19 protein-coding genes are annotated in these 15,914 nt (G+C 71.9%); 8 read left to right on the forward strand and 11 right to left on the reverse strand.

The window, feature by feature from the left end; all coding sequences use genetic code 11:
• The first annotated feature begins 10 nt into the window (after nt 1-10).
• The 3 genes from AB0M30_RS32655 (at nt 11) to AB0M30_RS32665 (ending at nt 2,378) form a co-directional block, all read left to right on the forward strand.
• Nucleotides 11-520, forward strand: coding sequence for an OsmC family protein (locus AB0M30_RS32655; protein ID WP_364591716.1), 510 nt, complete (start codon nt 11-13; stop codon nt 518-520).
• 80 nt (nt 521-600) lie between these two features.
• Nucleotides 601-1,578, forward strand: a complete 978-nt coding sequence (locus tag AB0M30_RS32660) for an ATP-binding cassette domain-containing protein (RefSeq protein ID WP_364591718.1) — start codon at nt 601-603, stop codon at nt 1,576-1,578.
• Nucleotides 1,575-2,378: an ABC transporter permease gene (locus AB0M30_RS32665; RefSeq protein WP_364591721.1), complete on the forward strand. Its 804-nt coding sequence runs from the start codon at nt 1,575-1,577 to the stop codon at nt 2,376-2,378. Before AB0M30_RS32660 ends, AB0M30_RS32665 begins: the two co-directional genes overlap by 4 nt.
• A gap of 6 nt (nt 2,379-2,384) precedes the next feature.
• On the opposite strand, the gene AB0M30_RS32670 is transcribed toward AB0M30_RS32665, so the two are convergent.
• The 3 genes from AB0M30_RS32670 to AB0M30_RS32680 all read right to left on the reverse strand — a co-directional run bounded on the left by AB0M30_RS32670 (nt 2,385) and on the right by AB0M30_RS32680 (nt 4,747).
• Entirely contained in the window at nt 2,385-3,671 is a 1,287-nt protein-coding gene (locus tag AB0M30_RS32670) for a hypothetical protein (protein ID WP_364591723.1), read from the reverse strand.
• Nucleotides 3,672-3,755: 84 nt separating this feature from the next.
• Nucleotides 3,756-4,172: a nitroreductase/quinone reductase family protein gene (locus AB0M30_RS32675; RefSeq protein WP_364591726.1), complete on the reverse strand. Its 417-nt coding sequence runs from the start codon at nt 4,170-4,172 to the stop codon at nt 3,756-3,758.
• A gap of 5 nt (nt 4,173-4,177) precedes the next feature.
• Nucleotides 4,178-4,747 carry a DUF6069 family protein gene (locus tag AB0M30_RS32680; RefSeq protein ID WP_364591729.1) on the reverse strand — a complete coding sequence of 190 codons (570 nt, stop codon included), beginning with the start codon at nt 4,745-4,747 and terminating at the stop codon, nt 4,178-4,180.
• Between the two features lie 105 nt (nt 4,748-4,852).
• Here AB0M30_RS32680 and AB0M30_RS32685 point away from each other — a divergent pair, with 105 nt between their 5' ends.
• The 3 genes from AB0M30_RS32685 (at nt 4,853) to AB0M30_RS32695 (ending at nt 8,253) form a co-directional block, all read left to right on the forward strand.
• On the forward strand, nt 4,853-5,818 hold the full coding sequence (locus AB0M30_RS32685; protein ID WP_364591732.1) for an SDR family NAD(P)-dependent oxidoreductase: 966 nt from the start codon (nt 4,853-4,855) through the stop codon (nt 5,816-5,818).
• Between the two features lie 48 nt (nt 5,819-5,866).
• A complete protein-coding gene (locus AB0M30_RS32690) occupies nt 5,867-7,741 on the forward strand; it encodes a protein kinase (protein ID WP_364591735.1) in 1,875 nt (624 codons plus the stop codon).
• A 227-nt stretch (nt 7,742-7,968) separates the two neighbouring features.
• On the forward strand, nt 7,969-8,253 hold the full coding sequence (locus AB0M30_RS32695; protein ID WP_364591738.1) for a hypothetical protein: 285 nt from the start codon (nt 7,969-7,971) through the stop codon (nt 8,251-8,253).
• 402 nt (nt 8,254-8,655) lie between these two features.
• Here AB0M30_RS32695 and AB0M30_RS32700 read toward each other — a convergent pair whose 3' ends face one another.
• Complete coding sequence (locus AB0M30_RS32700) at nt 8,656-9,606, reverse strand: zinc-binding alcohol dehydrogenase family protein (protein WP_364591741.1); 951 nt, start codon at nt 9,604-9,606, stop codon at nt 8,656-8,658.
• Between the two features lie 129 nt (nt 9,607-9,735).
• Between AB0M30_RS32700 and AB0M30_RS32705 the strand changes: the two genes are divergently transcribed.
• Together AB0M30_RS32705 and AB0M30_RS32710 are read left to right on the forward strand one after the other, a co-directional pair.
• On the forward strand, nt 9,736-10,728 hold the full coding sequence (locus tag AB0M30_RS32705) for an Lrp/AsnC family transcriptional regulator (RefSeq protein WP_364591744.1): 993 nt from the start codon (nt 9,736-9,738) through the stop codon (nt 10,726-10,728).
• Nucleotides 10,729-10,923: 195 nt separating this feature from the next.
• On the forward strand, nt 10,924-11,475 hold the full coding sequence (locus AB0M30_RS32710) for a YciI family protein (protein ID WP_364591747.1): 552 nt from the start codon (nt 10,924-10,926) through the stop codon (nt 11,473-11,475).
• On the opposite strand, the gene AB0M30_RS32715 is transcribed toward AB0M30_RS32710, so the two are convergent.
• The 7 genes from AB0M30_RS32715 to AB0M30_RS32745 form a co-directional block, all read right to left on the reverse strand.
• Nucleotides 11,453-11,764: a GNAT family N-acetyltransferase gene (locus tag AB0M30_RS32715; protein WP_364591750.1), complete on the reverse strand. Its 312-nt coding sequence runs from the start codon at nt 11,762-11,764 to the stop codon at nt 11,453-11,455. The two genes, AB0M30_RS32710 and AB0M30_RS32715, sit on opposite strands and share 23 nt — an antisense overlap.
• A 93-nt stretch (nt 11,765-11,857) precedes the next feature.
• Nucleotides 11,858-12,601: a Sir2 family NAD-dependent protein deacetylase gene (locus AB0M30_RS32720; RefSeq protein ID WP_364591753.1), complete on the reverse strand. Its 744-nt coding sequence runs from the start codon at nt 12,599-12,601 to the stop codon at nt 11,858-11,860.
• Nucleotides 12,602-12,656: 55 nt separating this feature from the next.
• Nucleotides 12,657-12,851, reverse strand: coding sequence for a ferredoxin (locus AB0M30_RS32725; RefSeq protein ID WP_103340460.1), 195 nt, complete (start codon nt 12,849-12,851; stop codon nt 12,657-12,659).
• Entirely contained in the window at nt 12,848-13,978 is a 1,131-nt protein-coding gene (locus AB0M30_RS32730; RefSeq protein ID WP_364591756.1) for an NADH-ubiquinone oxidoreductase-F iron-sulfur binding region domain-containing protein, read from the reverse strand. The genes AB0M30_RS32725 and AB0M30_RS32730 overlap by 4 nt, the downstream gene beginning before the upstream one ends.
• Nucleotides 13,975-14,526: a ferric reductase-like transmembrane domain-containing protein gene (locus AB0M30_RS32735; protein WP_364591759.1), complete on the reverse strand. Its 552-nt coding sequence runs from the start codon at nt 14,524-14,526 to the stop codon at nt 13,975-13,977. Before AB0M30_RS32735 ends, AB0M30_RS32730 begins: the two co-directional genes overlap by 4 nt.
• Nucleotides 14,523-15,500 (reverse strand): FAD:protein FMN transferase, encoded by a 978-nt coding sequence (locus tag AB0M30_RS32740; protein ID WP_364591762.1) that lies wholly within the window; start codon nt 15,498-15,500, stop codon nt 14,523-14,525. Before AB0M30_RS32740 ends, AB0M30_RS32735 begins: the two co-directional genes overlap by 4 nt.
• Nucleotides 15,497-15,751 (reverse strand): hypothetical protein, encoded by a 255-nt coding sequence (locus AB0M30_RS32745; protein WP_364591765.1) that lies wholly within the window; start codon nt 15,749-15,751, stop codon nt 15,497-15,499. The genes AB0M30_RS32740 and AB0M30_RS32745 overlap by 4 nt, the downstream gene beginning before the upstream one ends.
• Nucleotides 15,752-15,914 lie beyond the last annotated feature (163 nt).

The following is a 15,914-nucleotide window of genomic DNA, read 5'->3' on the forward strand; positions in this document are numbered from 1 at the left end:
GAATCGGCGCATGGACACCGAGGAACTACGGGCGACCCAGGCGCCGCTGAAGGACCAGTACCGGGAAAACCCGGAGAGCGCGCTCATCACGCTGCACGCCGACGCCGAGCTGGACGGCCTCGGCATCTCGTGCAAGGTGGAGACCGGCCGCGCGATCGTCGAGGCCGGGCTGCACCCGGCCACCGGCGGCGACGGCACCCTCGCCTGTTCGGGCGACATGCTGCTCGAAGCGCTCGTCGCGTGCGCGGGGGTGACGCTGCGGGCGGTCGCGACGTCGCTGGGCCTGACCGTCCGAGGTGGGCGCGTCCGGGCCGAGGGCGACCTGGACTTCCGCGGCACCCTCGCCGTCGCGAAGGACGCCCCGGTCGGCTTCCGCGCCATCCGGCTGTCGTTCGACCTCGACACCGACGCGAGCGAGGACCAGCTGGCGACGCTCAAGAAGCTGACCGAGCGCTACTGCGTGGTGTTCCAGTCGCTGCGGACACCCCCGGAGTTCGCTGTCACGCTTTCGGCGAACTGAGCCTTTTTCAGGGAGAAACCCGGAGGACAAACCGGGCACGGTGGCCTAGCTTGTCGGGGTCGCCTGAAGGGGGAGCCGTCATGCCACAGCCGGGACCGGACCCAGCCGTCCGGGTACGCGGGCTCGTGAAGACGTACGGTTCGACGCGCGCGCTCGACGGCGTCGACCTCGACATCCCGGCCGGCCAGGTGCTCGGCTTGCTCGGCCCGAACGGCGCCGGGAAGACCACCACCGTGCGCATCCTGACCACGCTGCTGCGCCCGGACTCGGGGTCGGCGCACGTGGCCGGGTACGACGTGCTGGCCGAGCCGGACGAGGTGCGGCAGCGGATCGGGCTGTCCGGCCAGTACGCCGCCGTCGACGAGAACCTCACCGGGTTCGAGAACCTCTACATGGTCGGGCGGCTTTACGGCCGGAAGAAGGCCGCGGCCCGCTCACGCGCCCGGGAACTGCTCACGCGGTTCCGGCTCGACGAGGCCGCCGACCGGCCGGCGAAGGGCTATTCCGGCGGGATGCGCTGCCGTCTCGACCTGGCCGGCGCGCTGGTCGCCGAGCCGACCGTCGTGGTGCTGGACGAGCCCACCACCGGCCTCGACCCGGGCGGGCGGCTCGACACCTGGGAGGTCATCAAGGAGCTCGTCGCCGACGGCACGACCGTGCTGCTGACCACGCAGTACCTCGAAGAAGCCGACCAGCTCGCCGACTCGATCGTGGTGATCGACCACGGCCGGGTGATCGCGCGCGGCACGGCGGACGAGCTGAAGGCCCAGATCGGCGGCGAACGCCTGGAGCTGGTCGTCGCCTCGGCCGCGGACCTCCCGGCGACCTTGGCCGTGCTGCGCGAGGTGGGCACCGGCGAGCCGACCGGCGACGACCACACGCGGCGAGCCGAAATCCTGGTCGACACCGGGCCGAAGGCGCTGATCGAGGCGTTGCGGCGGCTCGACTCCCACGGCATCACGGTCCAGGACGTCGGCCTGCACCGGCCCACGCTGGACGACGTCTTCCTGTCCCTGACCGGCCACGATGCCTCGCCGACCACAGGGGTCTCGAAGTGAACGCGTTCGCGAAGGGCATTTCCGACGGCGGCATCGTCACGTGGCGCAACCTGATGAACGTCCGCCGCAACCCCGACTGGCTGATGGCGGCGACGCTGCAGCCGATCATGTTCGTGCTGCTGTTCGCCTACGTCTTCGGCAACGCGATCGGCGGCGAAGCGGGCGGCGCGGCGTACCGCGAGTTCCTGATCGCCGGGATCTTCGCCCAGACGGTGGCGTTCAATTCGGCGTTCACGGTCATCGGCTTCGCCAACGACCTGCAGAAGGGCATCATCGACCGGTTCCGCTCGCTGCCGATGTCCCGCATCGCAGTGGTCCTCGGCCGCACGACGTCGGACCTGGTGGTCAGTGTCGTGGCGCTGATCGTGATGTCGCTGTGCGGGCTGCTGGTGGGCTGGCGCATCCGCGGCAGCTTCTGGGACGCGCTGCTCGGGTACCTGGTGATGCTGATGTTCGCGTGGGCCCTGTCCTGGGTCGGCGCGCTGATCGGCCTGGCGGCGCGCAGTGTGGAGGTGGCGCAGAGCGCGGGGCTGATCTGGATGTTCCCGCTGAGCTTCATCTCCTCGGCGTTCGTCCCGACGGACACGCTCCCGCCGTTCCTGAAGGCGATCGCGGAGTGGAACCCGTTCACGGCGGTGATCAACGCGACCCGCGATTTGTTCGGCAACCGCTTCGGCACCCCGCCGACGGGCTGGCCGGCGGAGAACGCGGCGCTGTACGCGATCTTGTGCTGCTTGGCGATCATCGCGATTTTTGCCCCGCTGGCTACGGCGCGGTACCGCCGGGTGGCGAGCAAGTAGCGGCGACTACTTCTGCAGCTGGATCTTGGTCAGGTCAAGGTGGCCCTGCAGCAGGAGGACGATTACGGCCACGAGGAGGAACAAACCCCAGGCGGCGGTACCGAACCGGGAGTAGCGATCGAGAGAGTCGGCGGCCCGTGCGATCAGTGAGATCCAACGGCGTTTCGGCGCTGATCGCACGGGATGAGGTGCACCGTCGTGGCAGAAAGCGTCGACCTTCCGGGCCACCGAGGTCGCGAACTCGGGGTCGATCGGACCCGCCAGCACGATGACGGCGTCGTTGAGAACGGTGACCAGTTCCTTGGGATAGCGTCCGGCCAGCGACCTCGTGCCCGCCAGGAACAGCTGGATGTGCCGGCTGCAAGCACGCAGGATCGATGCCACCGGATGCTGAGCGAATGCCTGATCGATTCTCGCGGCGGCCGCGTCGAAGGAGCGCGTGACCCGGACGAGCAGGACCCGCCGTTCTCCGAGCGGATCGATGATCCCCGCGCGGCGCTTGATGAATTCCGGGCTTCGGTACTCCTCCTCGGCGAGAAGGCACCGCTGAACGGCAATTGCCGCATGAGCGCTGGGCTGAGCGACGGCGATGACGCGTTTCAGCACCAGACCCATCACGAAGGTTGCGGCCAAACCCGCGAGGAGCAGCAGTTCGTACCCGGTTTCCGCGGTGAACTCCGGACCTTCCCGGCTATCGGACGCCGGCCAAGACAGGTCGATGAATGCGGATGGCGTGGCGGCGACGCAATAGAGAACAGCAATTTTCCTGCAGCGATCCAGCCAGATGTAGAGCCAGACTTTGCGCAGGAAGTCGTATCGGGTCGCGAAACCGAGCACGCCGCCGGGCAAATGAAGGTCCGGGAACGACCAGATTTTCCGGCAGTGGCCGCTTGTGGTGTATTGGATCGCTTGGACGACGAGCACCGGACCGATGACCAGACCCACGTAGACCAGCAACGGTGGTCCGCCCCACGCTGGAACGTCCTGTCCGTTCAACCTGCTGACGGCGCGCACGGGGCCCAGTGCGATCCAGCTCCCGTAGTACCCGACAACAGCGCAGGCGACGACTCGAACCCCCGCGCCGACCAACGCTCGGACGCACTTGCTCCGCAGCTTTCCGGATTGCCACTGCAACCACCATGCCCGCGCCGACCACTTGGGGATGACCCGCGCCGCGACTTCATCCGGCAACCGCCTGCTGTTCTGCACATCGGCCAAGACGTACAACGCCAGAACAGCAGTACTCAACACCACGAATGTGACGAGCGCGGCGATCGGGGAAGCAAGAAGCAACAGGAGGACACCACGAGTGTGCACCGGCCTACGACTACCACACCCGAAGGCGTGGCAGGAAGGTCACCAGCCGTGACCGGCGCTTCAGTCCTCTTCGGACAGCTCCACGATCGGGATCACCCGCCTGGCCTGCCGCGCCTTCGCCTGGTGGTCGGCCAGGAACGGGTACTCCTTCTCCAGCTCCGTCCACGTCCGCACGTAGTCGGCTCCCAGCAGCGGCAGCGCCTCCGCGTCGAAGGACCGCCCGTCCACCTCGACCCGCACCCGTGAGTCGGCCTCGAGGTTCAGGTACCAGTCCGGGTGGCGGGGCGCGCCGATGTTGGACGCCACCACCAGCCACCGCGAGCCGTCGCGGTGGACCATCATCGGGACCGTGCGCGGCTCGCCGGACACCCGGCCCGTCGTCGTCAGCAGGGCCAGGCGCTCGCGGTGCATGCCCTCGACCTCGCCGCCGGCGCGAAACTGCTCGATCACCCGGCGGTTGGTGTCCCGGATGTCCATGACGGTCACCGGTCGTAGTACCGGGTCGGCGGGTCCTCCTGGGTCCACTGCTGCCGGGTCGGCGGCGGGGGCGCGCCCTGCTGACGAGCCGGCGGCGGCGCGCTCTGCTGGGTGCGGCGCCGGTGCAGGGTCCGGGCGCTGGCCGCCATGCTGTTCACCACCGCCGCGATGACCAGGCCGATCACCAGGTTGATCGCCGCCGTGGCGATCTTCGCGCTCGGAGCCACCGTCAGGGTCAGCGGCAGCACCACGGCGATCAGTGTGACGAGCACCATGATCCAGCCGAAGAACTGGGACGGCGCCGGCGTCGCCACGCTCAGCAGGTGCATCAGCCCGGTGGCGAGCAGGGCCACCGCGGCGGCGACCAGTGCGTACGTCGTGGTGCTCGCGTTGCCCCAGACGCCTTCGCCTTTTGGGGCGAGCACTTCGACCTCGAAGATCCCGCGTGCGATCAGCAGCCCGACGACCGCGAGCAGGGCCGCGACCACCGCCGTGGCCACGCCACCCGCCCACAGGCGGCGCGCGTCGATGCCCGGGCGGACGTCCTGGGACTGGTTCCCGTAGTAGTCGGCCATCAGAGCCTTCCTGGGGTCGGCTGTGCCTCTCCCCCCGATTGTCCCCCGTTTCGGCCCCGGCCGCGATTTGCGCTGGAGTGCACTCCAGCTCGTAACGTCGGATCCATGACCACCGCACAGCACAAAATCGGTTCGGGCTTCGGCGCCACCACCACGGCCGCCGAAGCCGTCGCGGGCGTGGACCTCACCGGGAAGCTCGCCGTCGTCACCGGCGGGTACTCCGGGATCGGCCTCGAAACCACCCGCGCGCTGGCCGCCGCCGGCGCCCACGTCGTCGTCCCGGCCCGCCGCCGCGAGACCGCCGAGGAAGCGCTCGCCGATATCGAAGGCGTCGAGGTCGACGAGCTGGACCTGGGTGACCTCGAAAGCGTCCGCGCCTTCGCCGGGCGTTTCCTGGCGACCGGACGGCGGATCGACCTGTTCATCGCCAACGCCGGCATCATGGCCTGCCCCGAGACCCGCGTCGGGCCGGGCTGGGAGGCCCAGTTCGCCACCAACCACCTCGGCCACTTCGCGCTGGTCAACCGGCTGTGGCCGGCGATCGCCGAGGGTGCCCGCGTGGTCTCGCTGTCCTCGCGCGGCCACCACTACTCGCCGATCCGGTGGGACGACGTCCACTTCGAGACCGGCTACGAGAAGTGGCAGGCCTACGGGCAGGCCAAGACGGCGAACGTGCTCTTCGCCGTCCAGCTCGACCGGCTGGGCGCCGAGAAGGACGTCCACGCGTTCGCGCTGCACCCCGGCGGCATCATGACGCCGCTGCAGCGGCACCTGCCGCGGGCGGAGATGATCGAACGCGGCTGGATCGACGAGGCCGGCAACTACCTGGTGAAGTTCAAGACCCCGGAGCAGGGCGCCGCGACCACGGTCTGGGCGGCGACCTCGCCGCAGCTGGCCGGGCTCGGCGGGCTGTACCTGGAGGACTGTGACGTCGCCGAGCTCGCGCCGGAGGGCGCCGAGGGCCTCGCCGAGTCCGGGGTCCGCGGGTACGCCGTCGACCGCGAGCAGGCCGCTCGCCTGTGGACGCTGTCGGGCCGGCTCACCGGTGTGGACGCGTTCGCGCGGCCGTGATCGCGCCCTGATTGTCACGTCGGCGGGGCCCCGGACGATACTTTCTTCGTGATCTTCCGACGTTTGCCGTTCGCGGGACCGGGGTATTTGGCGCCCGTGGCCGACGAAGCCGGGAGAACGGGGCGCCCGCCGACGAGCGACGGGGCGGAAGTCACCTGTGGCCGTTACGCACTCGGTGAATTCACCATCACCCCGCGCAGCGCCCTCGACGACGAGCGGCCGCCCGGGTTGCTGGGCGGGCGCTACGAGGTCGGCCGGCTGATCGGCAGCGGCGCCACCGCCCGCGTCTACCGCGCCTACGACGTCCGGCTGACCCGCGAGGTCGCCGTGAAGATCTACGACCGGGACGCGGTGGCGCTCGACCAGCGGCGCCGGCTGCGCGAGATGACGATCCAGGGCAGCATCAGCCACCCGGGCGTGGTGGCGCTGCTGGACAGCGGCGACGAGAACGGCCGGACGTTCCTGGTGATGCAGCTCGTCGAGGGCGAGAACCTCGCGGAGCGCCTGCTGGGCGGCCCGATGCCGGCGGCGGACGTGACGGCGCTGGCCGACGGGCTCGCCGAGGCGCTGGCCCACGTCCACGCGCGGCGGATCGTGCACCGCGACCTGAAGCCGGCCAACGTGTTCCTGTCCGCGGACGGTCCCCTGATCGGTGACTTCGGCATCGCCCACGCGCTCGACACCACGCACATCACGGGCACGGGCCTGATCCCCGGGACGGCGGCGTACCTGGCGCCGGAGCAGGTGTCGGGCGAGCCGGCGGGCCCACCGGCGGACGTGTACGCGCTGGGCCTGATCCTGCTGGAATGCCTGACGGGACAACGGGAGTACCCGGGCACGATGGTCGAGGCGGCCATGGCCCGGCTGACGAGACCACCGCGGATCCCGGAGGACGCGCCGGCGACGCTGGCCTACACGTTGCGCCGGATGACGCAGCGGGAGCCCACCGACCGGCCCACGGCCGCGAAGGTCCTGGACATGCTGCACGCCCCGCCGCCGACGCTGCCGTGGAGCCGCCTGGAGCGCAGCCCGCGGTGGCGTCGCCGCCCGGCGCGCCAGGAGACGGCTTCCGCCGCGAACGCCGGTGGCCTCGGCGGGGCTGCGGCCGGTGCGGGTTCGGCCGCCGACCCGGCGCGCGCGGCTTCCGGCTCGGCGGCCCTTGGCCGGCCGGCGGTCGACGCGGTGCCGGCACAAGACACCCGCGCAGCCGCCGGCCCCACCGGCCACAGTGGGCCCGCGACCGGAGCGGTGCCGGCCCACGGCTCCCCCTCGGCCAGCGGCCCCATCGGCCACGGCGGCCCCGCGGCCGGCCCGGTGCCGGCACAAGACACCCGCACGGCCACCGGCTCGATCGGCCACGGCGGGCTCGCGACCGGCGCGGTGCCGGCCCACGAGACCCCCTCGGCCGGCCACGGCTGGCCCACCGACACCCCCTCCGCCGGCCACGACTGGCCCGCCGACACCCCTTCCACCGGCCACGACTGGCCCGCCGACGATGCGCCGACCCACCTCCACCCCGTCGCGGCAGCGGCCACGGCCACACCCCCGGCCGACCGCCCCCGGCGCCGCCGGCTGGCCGCCGCGGCCGGGCTGACCGCCGCCGCCGTTGCCGCCGTGTCCGCGTTGGTGCTGATCAACCAGGACACGGGGACCAGCTCCCCCGCCCAGCCGCCCGCCGCGCACACGCCGGTGGCCACCCCCACCCCTTCGTCGTCCACCCCGCTCGCCGACCCGGGTACCTCCGCGCCGCACTCCGACGCCGCCGGTGGCCGCGGTCCGGCCCCCAGCGGACCGGCGTCGCTCGAGCCCGCCGCCGTCACCCACGAAACCCCGCCGCCCGCCGCCGAGCCGCCGAAGCAGGGCGGCAAGCCCGAGAAGACCGACAACCCCGGCAAGGGCAAAGGCAAGGGCCACGACTCCTGAGGGCGGGACCTCCGGCGCGCGAAACCGGGTCCAACGGCCCTAGTGCGGAAACCGTCCGGAACGGGCGGTAATTCGATTCCGTGAATTGGGACTCGAACCAATAACGACAGGTAACCGGAGCCGCGTCCGGGCCGACACACACCACGTGCCAACTGCGCGTCGTTCGGCGCGGGCGCTGCCGCCGGGAATCCCCTCCCGCCGGTTCGACGATATTCCCGGAGGTCTGGATGAGTGTCCACGCTGCCCTCGCGCGGCCGGTTCTCCGCACACCGCGCGGCCGGCACGCCAAGCCCCGTCCCGCGTGGCCGCGGGTCGCCGGCCGGGCAGTCTTCCTGATCTCCGCGCTGTTCTGCGCCGTCGCGGTCGCCGGCTTCGGGTGGCCGCCCGTGCTGCTCGTGGTGCCGGCGGCCGCGTTCGCGCTGCTCGCCGCGAGTGTCGCGAAATTGCGGACGGCGGCCCGGAAGATCGACACCATCTTCGCCGAAGAACTGTCCGGACCGGAACAGCGCTGAACGAAAGCGCTTATTCGATCATTCGCCGCCCGGTTGCGTACCGGTCGCCGGCGGAGGGCTAGCCTCGATCTTGCCTGCGGTCGTGCAGTTGGTCGAGGTCGTCGTTGTGGCCCGGGTCGTGGCCGGAAGTCGTCGTGTGGGCGTGGTTGTGGGCCGGCTGTCGTGTCGGTGGCCGGGTTCCGAGGGTCCTCGGTCGTCGGGTCAGGAGCGGGGGTTCAGCCGGGCCAAAGGGGCGGTGCGGAGTCGGGTGAATGCCGTCGCGAGACGGTGGGCCCAGGGCCGGTCCCGGCGGACGATGGCCGGATCGGGTGCCGACAGGCGTGACTGGCGATCACCGGCATGCTCGACCTGACGAAGTGGCCGGAGGGGTTCGCGGGTGTCAGCGGATTTGCTGGGTGCACGTCAGGCGGGAGCCTCGACCGTGAACACGGTGCGCGGTGTGACGCTCGCCGCCGGCCACAGCTCACCGATGCGCGACAGCGGGTGCGTCCGCACGTCGAGAAAGAACTCAGTCGTGGCCGCGGCCTGCATCAGCTTGTCGATGATCCGCATGATGTCGCCGACCGCAACACTTCCGATCCCGCTGCCCAGGATGCGCAGATCCGTCGCTTTCAGCACCGACCCGGGCAGCGCCAGTTCCGCGCCCGCAGCGGAGCCGATTTGCACGAACCGCAGCGGCGAGCGTGATTTCCGTGCGTTCGTGGCAGCGAGCAGGCTCTGCGCGGGCGGTCCCCACAGGTAGTCGAGCACGACATCGACTCCGCGCTCGAACTCCTCCCGCAGGGCAGCCGTCAGGCGTCCCGGGTCGTCGGTCAGCGGGATGATCGCGTCGGCGCCCTGAGCGATCAGTGAATCGAGAACAGCCCGGTCGCGTCCCGTGGCGATCACGCGTTCCGCGCCCAGATGGCGCGCCACCTGCAGCGCGACGCGACCGGCAGTACCGGTGGCGCCGTTCACCAGCACAGTCTCGCCCGGTACCAGCTCCGCCCGCGTTTCCAGCGCGACCCACGAGGACATCCCGGGGTCGGCGAGCGCGGCCAGCATCACGTCGTCGACGGTGTCGGGCACGGGCATGCACTGCGCCGAAGCGACCACGGTCCGCTCCGCCATCCCGCCGAACGGTGCACGCGGGAACAGGAAGTAGACCCGACACCCGTCGTCCATCCGCCCGATCCCGTCGATGCCCACGACGAACGGCGGCCGCGGCGCAACGCTGAAGTGCCGCCCGGTGGCACGCACCTTCGTGAAGTTCGTGAGCGCGGACGCCGTCACCGTCACCCGAACTTCGCCCTCGCGCAGCACCGGCTCCTCGAACTCGCCGTAGACGGGATCCTGCCCCACCCCGCGGACCACAGCTGCCTTCATCGGACGATCTCCTTCGTACGTTCTCCGACCACCCGGCCAGCGTGGCTCACGCACTCGTTCGACTTCCACCGTTTCTCCGTGTTGTATCTTTTTCCACCGACCTAATAGAGTGATGGTGTGGTTTCCAACGGCCTTGACGATCTCGACCGCCAAATCATCCACGGGTTGTACATTGACGGCCGCGCTACGTTCAGCCGGCTCGCACAGGTGGTCGGCCGGTCGGAACAGACCGTCGCCCGTCGCTATCGGCTGCTGCGCGAGCGCGGCGTGGTCCGGGTCGTCGGCCAGCCCGCAGGTGAACGCGTCGGCCGGTCGGACTGGATGATCCGGCTCCGGGTCCCGCACACCGCACCCGCGGTCGCGGCGGCGCTGGCCCGGCGACCCGACACAGCCTGGGTGTCACTGGCGACGATGGGTGCCGAGGTACTCTGCGCCCTCCGCGATCGCGGAGCGACGCCACAGACCCGGACCTTCCTGGGAGATCTGCCGTCCCACTGGGGTGTCACCGCCACCCACGCCTACCGGGTACTGCATGTCTTCTTCGACGGTGCCAGGCCACCGACGACCGTCGCCACCGCGTTGTCACCTCGACAGATCGGGCAGCTGCGGCACCGAGCCACGGTGCCGGCCGGCGACACCGCTTTGCGCGAGCTGGACTGGCCCCTGGTCGAAGCATTGGCCGACGACGGGCGGGCGACGTACCGGCAACTGGCCGAGCGGACACACTGGCACGAGTCGACCGTGCGGGACCGCATCGGCGAACTCCTCGACGCCGGACTGCTTGGCTTCGACCTCGACATCGACACGGCAGTACTGGGCATCGCGACCAGGGCGATGCTCTGGTTGTCGATCTCACCGGATCGGCTCGACACCGTGGGACGCGCTCTCGCCGACCACGCCGAAGTATCGTTCGCCGCAGCGAGCACGGGCGCGGCCAACCTGATCGCCTCGATCAGCTGCCCCGACGACGCCGCCCTGTACGCCTACCTCACCGGCAAGGTGGCCGCGCTCCAAGGCGTGATCGACGTCGAGACCGTCCCCATCGTTGCTGCGGTCAAGCGCCACGTCAGCGTTGACGACGCGTGGGTAGCAGTGCTGAGCCGCCGCTGACACCGCGGCCAGGCGGTGTCGCACATGATCACCGGCGAGATGCGGTGGTCGTCACTCCCACCAAGGGAGCGCCTTCCCGCGGCGTGGATCCTGGACCGTCGCAAGCCCGAGTTCCCTTACCGGACAGGCAGTTCCTCCATTCTCAGGCTCCGAGCTACCTCATATGTCATGAAAGACGCAGGCTAGCGTGCGGTCATGGAGTTCTTCTGCTACCACCGCGACCGCCCCGGATCAACGGCGCTGCGGCAGGAAACCCTGGAAGCGCATTGGGCCTACATGGACCGCTACGCGACCCGGATGATCGCCCGCGGCCCGACGCTGGACGACGCCGGCACCCCCACCGGCAGCGTGCACGCCCTCAACCTGCCGGACCCGGCCGCGGCCCGTGCGTTCGCCTTCGACGAGCCCACCTACCAGGCCGGTGGGTACCGGGACGTCCTGCTACGCCGGTGGCGCAACACCCTCGGCACCACGATGTGGGACTCCCCCGGCGAGCCGGGCGGCTACCTGGTCCTCGGCCTCGGCGAAGGGCCGCCCGCCGACGTCGAACCGCCGGACGGGCACGATCTCATCGCCTACGGGCCGCTCCTGTCCGACGACGGCACCGCCTGGCTCGGCACGGCCGCGCTGACAAGGGCGGCGAGCCCGGGCGCGGCGCGCAGTGTCCTCACCCCGGCCCGGTACGCCGCCGTCGAAGTGCGCACCTGGCGGTTCGGCGGGCGGGTCACCGCAGGTCCAGCCACATGATGCGCAGCCCGACGTCCCCCTCGTCCGGGTGGCGGAACGCGCCTGGCGCCGTCCCGAGCGTCACGAACCCGAGGCTCTCGTACAGGCGGATCGCGGCCACGTTCACGTCGACGACCGCGTTGAACTGGATCGCCGCGAAGCCGCTCCGCCGCGCCCAGCCGATCAGGTCCGTCGTCAAGGCCCGCCCGACGCCCGCGCCGCGCGCCTCCTTCGCGACCATCAGGCTGCCCGAGGCGACGTGGCTGCCGGGCCCCGGCCGGTTGGCGTACATGTTCGCCGTGCCCGTCACCCGGTCGCCGTCCTCCGCTGCTCGGTGACGACGTCGTGGATGATCGGCCAGAGCGCGGGCCAGTCTTCGCCGCGGGCTTCGCGGATCACCGGATCACCGGTTGACCGCGGCACAGAGTTCCGGCACGACGGCCTCGATGTCGTCCCGCAGCACGAAATCGGCGTCGTCGTCGTACGGAGTCGGGTCGCGGTTGACGACGACCAGCGTCGCTCGGGCTCCCACGGCGATCGTGCACAGCGACGCCGCCGGCTCCACCTGCAGCGAACTGCCGATGGCCAGGAAGAGCCCGCTCGCCGCCGCGATGGTCCTGGCCTGGCCGAGGACGGCGCCGTCCAGCATCTGTCCGAAAAGGACGACATCGAGCTGGAGAATGCCGCCGCAGCGCGAGCACGTCGGGTCGTCGTCGCCCGCGGCGAGGATCTCGGCGGTCGGGAAGCCGGCCGCGCACGCGGTGCACCGCGTGGTGTGCATGGTGCCGTGCAGTTCGAGGACCTTGCGCGCGGCGAGGCCCGCCCGCTGGTGCAGCCCGTCGACGTTCTGGGTGAGCACGCGGACGGCGACGCCCGTGCGGTCGAGTTCCGCCAGCGCGCGGTGGGCCGCGTTCGGTTCGGCGCGCCAAGCGGCGTGCCCCGCGTACGTCCGCCAGAACTCCCGGCGCACTTCGGCGTCGGCCATGAAGTTCTCGAGGGTGAAGGCGTTCACGGCACTCGGCGTGCGCGTCCAGACGCCTTCGGGGCCGCGGTAGTCGGGAATCCCGGACGCGGTGGAGATGCCCGCGCCGGTCAGCGCGGCGACCCGCCGGGCACCGCGGATCCGGTCGATGAGCTTGCCGTCCATGGTGGCGAAGGCTAATGGCTCCGCCGCGGCGGCACGACCGGATTACCGCGCCGGCTCAGTCCTTCCGCAGCCGCAACGCCAAGGCCGGGCACGCCGCCGCCGCGCCACGCGCCTCCGCCGCCAGTCCCGCCGGCACCGGACCCGGCGCCACCACCGGATAGCCCCATTCGTCGAGCCGCACCAGTTCGGGCAGCAGATCCGCGCACAACCCGTGCGCGCGGCACCTGATCGGGTCGACTGTCACCTTCATGCGACACCCGCCGGGACCCGGCACCGGCCGCCGGCCTGGTGCGCGCGGACGTCGGCGTCGAACACCCGCAGCGCGCTCGCCGCGAGGCGGGCCGCGCCGTCCGGGTGGGCGCACGCGCCGCGGCCGGTGAGCAGCGGGAGGCGCCGGGCCAGCCGGGGCGCCGACGGACCGCCGTGGACCAGCTCCGCGAAGTCCGCCGCGATCGAGGGCAACCCGAACGTGCACGGCCCGCACTGCCGGGCCGACTCGGCCGCCAGGAACGCCAGCACCTTCGCGGTGTACTCGAGCCCGCACGCCCGCACCGGCAACGCGTGGACCGCCGCGATCCCCGGCACACCGCCGCCGAGCTCCGCCGTCCACGTCCCGCCGTAACCGCCGGCGAGCACCGCCTGCACCGGCTCCGCCTCTCCACCCGCTGCGGCCAGCGCGCCCGCCAGGGACGTCCCGGCGGCCACTTCGACGACGCCGGGCCGCCGGACCGCACCGGTGACCGTGACGAGTTCGGTCCGGCCCGCGCGGTAGTGGTTCGGGCCCAGGAGAACCACCGACGCCAGCTGCGCCAGTGTCTCCACATTGGACACGAGCGTCGGGCGCCCGCGCACGCCGCGTTCGGCCGGCCGGGGCCGTTTGCCGAGCGGCCGCGCGTCCCCCGACGTCAGGTAGCGGACGAGCGCGGTCTCCTCGCTGGCGACGTACCGGCGCGGGATCTCCGCGACCCGCACCGGCACCCGGTCTTCGCGCTCGGCGAGGGCGGCGCCGACACCCGGCAGCGCCGGGCTGCCCGCGTGCACGCAGAGGACGGCCTCGGCGGCACCGATGGCGTGCGCGGCGAGCTGCAGGCCGTCGAGGACGAGGTGCGGCGAAAGCGTCAGCAGGGCAACGTCTTTTCGGCTCAGCGGGTCGCCTTCACACCCGTTCGCGACGACGATCGAGCGCTTCGACCGGGCCGCGCGCAGCTTCACCGCCGTCGGGAAGCCCCCGCCGCCGCGGCCGCGCAGGTCCGCCGCCTCGACGGCCTCGATCAGCCGGTCACGGCCGTCGTCGCCGTGGTAGGCGACCCACGGCACGACGCCGTTGCGGCGCCGGTGGCCGGCCAGGTCGAGCCGGTGCGGGGGCAGGATGCTCATCGGGTGCCTCCCAGGGCAGCGAACTTGCGGACGTGGGCCGCGCGGTAGCCGGCGGACCCGAGCACGGCCAGCACGCACAGCACGTCGAGCGCGACGATCCAGCCGTACGCGGAGTCGTCCTCGGCCATGCCGAAGCCGTGCACCAGCGCGACCGGCCAGCACAGGTAGGCCAGCCAGTGCACGGTGCGCCAGACGCGCGCCGGCAGGCGGGTGCGCACGAGGCTGGTGACGACGATCGCGAGCGCCAGGTCGATCGCGACGGCCCCGAGCCCGACCCACAGCGGCTGGTAGTCCGCGCCGAACGGGACGACGACGTCGAGCCAGCCGAGCGGGACGTACCCGTCGAGGACCGCCGACGCGATGTGCGCCGCGAGGAACGCGAGGCTGGTCAGGGCCAGGTTCCGGTGCACGGCGGCGACGGCGAACCGCGGCCACTCGCGCGTGGCGAACCGGCCGGCGCCGAGCGCGCCGAGGACGACGACGCCGGTGAACAGCACCAGCGAAACGAGCCCGGTCGCGCGGCTGAAGTACCACACCGCGGAGCTCATGCCGCTTCCCGCTCTCCGGGCCAGCCGGGTGTCGTGACGACGTCGCCGTCGACGCCGGTCAGCCGCGCGGGCAGGTGCCGTCGCTCGAGCCAGGCGGGTGCGCCGGCGCCGAGGACGATCGCGGCGGTGCTCGCGGTGTTGGCGTCCACAGTGGACTTGGCGGCGACGGTGACGGTGCGCCACCGCGCTTCGGGGACGTCGCCGGTGCGCGGGTCGACGATGTGGTGCACGGTCCGGCCGCCGTGGCGCCAGCGCCGCCGGGTGGTCCCGGAGGTGGCGAGCGCGCCGTCCCGGTGCAGGGCGACGGTGGCGTCCGGCCGGGTGACGGCGGCGGCGTGATCGTCGCCGAGCGCGACCAGCCAGCCGCCGTCGGGAGGCGGCCCGGCGGCGCGCAGATCACCGCCGAGGTTCACGAGGGTCCCGCAGCCGGCGGCGGCGTGGATCCGCCGCGCGGCCCGATCGGCGGCGAGGGCCTTGGCGGTCGCACCGAGGTCGAGGTGGACACCCCGGGGCAGGACGACGAGCCGCCGGACGGGGTCGAAGAGGACCCGGTGCCAGCCGGGCGCGCGACCGAAGGAAGCCGCGAATGAGTCATTCGCGACCTCGGCGGTCCCGAATGACTCATTCGCGACGTTCGAAACCGAGGTGTGCCGGTCAGCGGCAACCAACGCGAAATCCCGGTCGTACCCCAGCGCCCGCACCGCCGCCCCCACCGTCGGGTCGACCACCCCGTCCGTCAAGCGGGCCGCGCGCAACGCCACCGCCAAGGCCTCCGCCAGCAACGGCCCCACCCGGACCTCCCGCCCGGCCGCCTCGTGCAGCCGGGAGATCTCCGAATCCGGGCGGAACCGGCTGCACGCCGCATCGATCGCCGCCAGCTCCTCCCGCAGCACCGCGAGCGCCGCCCCCAGCCGGGCCGGGTCGGTCACCAGGAGCTCCGCCGTCGTGCCCAGGGCCGGGAATGCCGTGGTCACGACGCACCCGAGCCGGTGTGCGCGTGGCCGGAGCCGCTGCTCAAGCCGCTGTCCGGCGCCTCGAGCTGGTCCTGAGAATCCGTCGAAGTGGTCGTGGTGTTCTGCGTCGTGTCGGCCGAAGCGGCCGAGAGACCGAAGCCGATGCCGCCGACCGCGGCCGCGCCCAGTACCGCGGCGGCCGCCGTCGCCAGTGCGGCCTTGCGACGTCCCTGCTCGCGGCGGGCGGGTCCGGCCGGGGTGGTGGGTTCCATGGCACCGAGTGTCGGCGCCGTTCCTTTGAACGAGCTGGGAACGACCTGTCAAAGCCCTGACGCCCCAACCAAAGGAGGTTGACACCGGAAAGCCATTCACCCACTCTTTCCGTTGTCCGCCGGAGGTTTCCTGGTGTTCACGAACCGGACCCCAGCACCTCAC

Origin of the sequence: Amycolatopsis sp. NPDC051716 (assembly GCF_040681595.1) — a bacterium.
Lineage (GTDB): Bacteria > Actinomycetota > Actinomycetes > Mycobacteriales > Pseudonocardiaceae > Amycolatopsis.

Coding starts and splice junctions, on each gene's coding strand:
- AB0M30_RS32695 (WP_364591738.1), top strand. CDS start 7,969: ATGAGTGTCCACGCTGCCCTCGCGCGGCCGGTTCTCCGCACACCGCGC.
- AB0M30_RS32735 (WP_364591759.1), bottom strand. CDS start 14,526: ATGAGCTCCGCGGTGTGGTACTTCAGCCGCGCGACCGGGCTCGTTTCG.
- AB0M30_RS32730 (WP_364591756.1), bottom strand. CDS start 13,978: ATGAGCATCCTGCCCCCGCACCGGCTCGACCTGGCCGGCCACCGGCGC.
- AB0M30_RS32675 (WP_364591726.1), bottom strand. CDS start 4,172: ATGGACATCCGGGACACCAACCGCCGGGTGATCGAGCAGTTTCGCGCC.
- AB0M30_RS32680 (WP_364591729.1), bottom strand. CDS start 4,747: ATGGCCGACTACTACGGGAACCAGTCCCAGGACGTCCGCCCGGGCATC.
- AB0M30_RS32725 (WP_103340460.1), bottom strand. CDS start 12,851: ATGAAGGTGACAGTCGACCCGATCAGGTGCCGCGCGCACGGGTTGTGC.
- AB0M30_RS32685 (WP_364591732.1), top strand. CDS start 4,853: ATGACCACCGCACAGCACAAAATCGGTTCGGGCTTCGGCGCCACCACC.
- AB0M30_RS32660 (WP_364591718.1), top strand. CDS start 601: ATGCCACAGCCGGGACCGGACCCAGCCGTCCGGGTACGCGGGCTCGTG.
- AB0M30_RS32745 (WP_364591765.1), bottom strand. CDS start 15,751: ATGGAACCCACCACCCCGGCCGGACCCGCCCGCCGCGAGCAGGGACGT.
- AB0M30_RS32655 (WP_364591716.1), top strand. CDS start 11: ATGGACACCGAGGAACTACGGGCGACCCAGGCGCCGCTGAAGGACCAG.
- AB0M30_RS32710 (WP_364591747.1), top strand. CDS start 10,924: ATGGAGTTCTTCTGCTACCACCGCGACCGCCCCGGATCAACGGCGCTG.
- AB0M30_RS32720 (WP_364591753.1), bottom strand. CDS start 12,601: ATGGACGGCAAGCTCATCGACCGGATCCGCGGTGCCCGGCGGGTCGCC.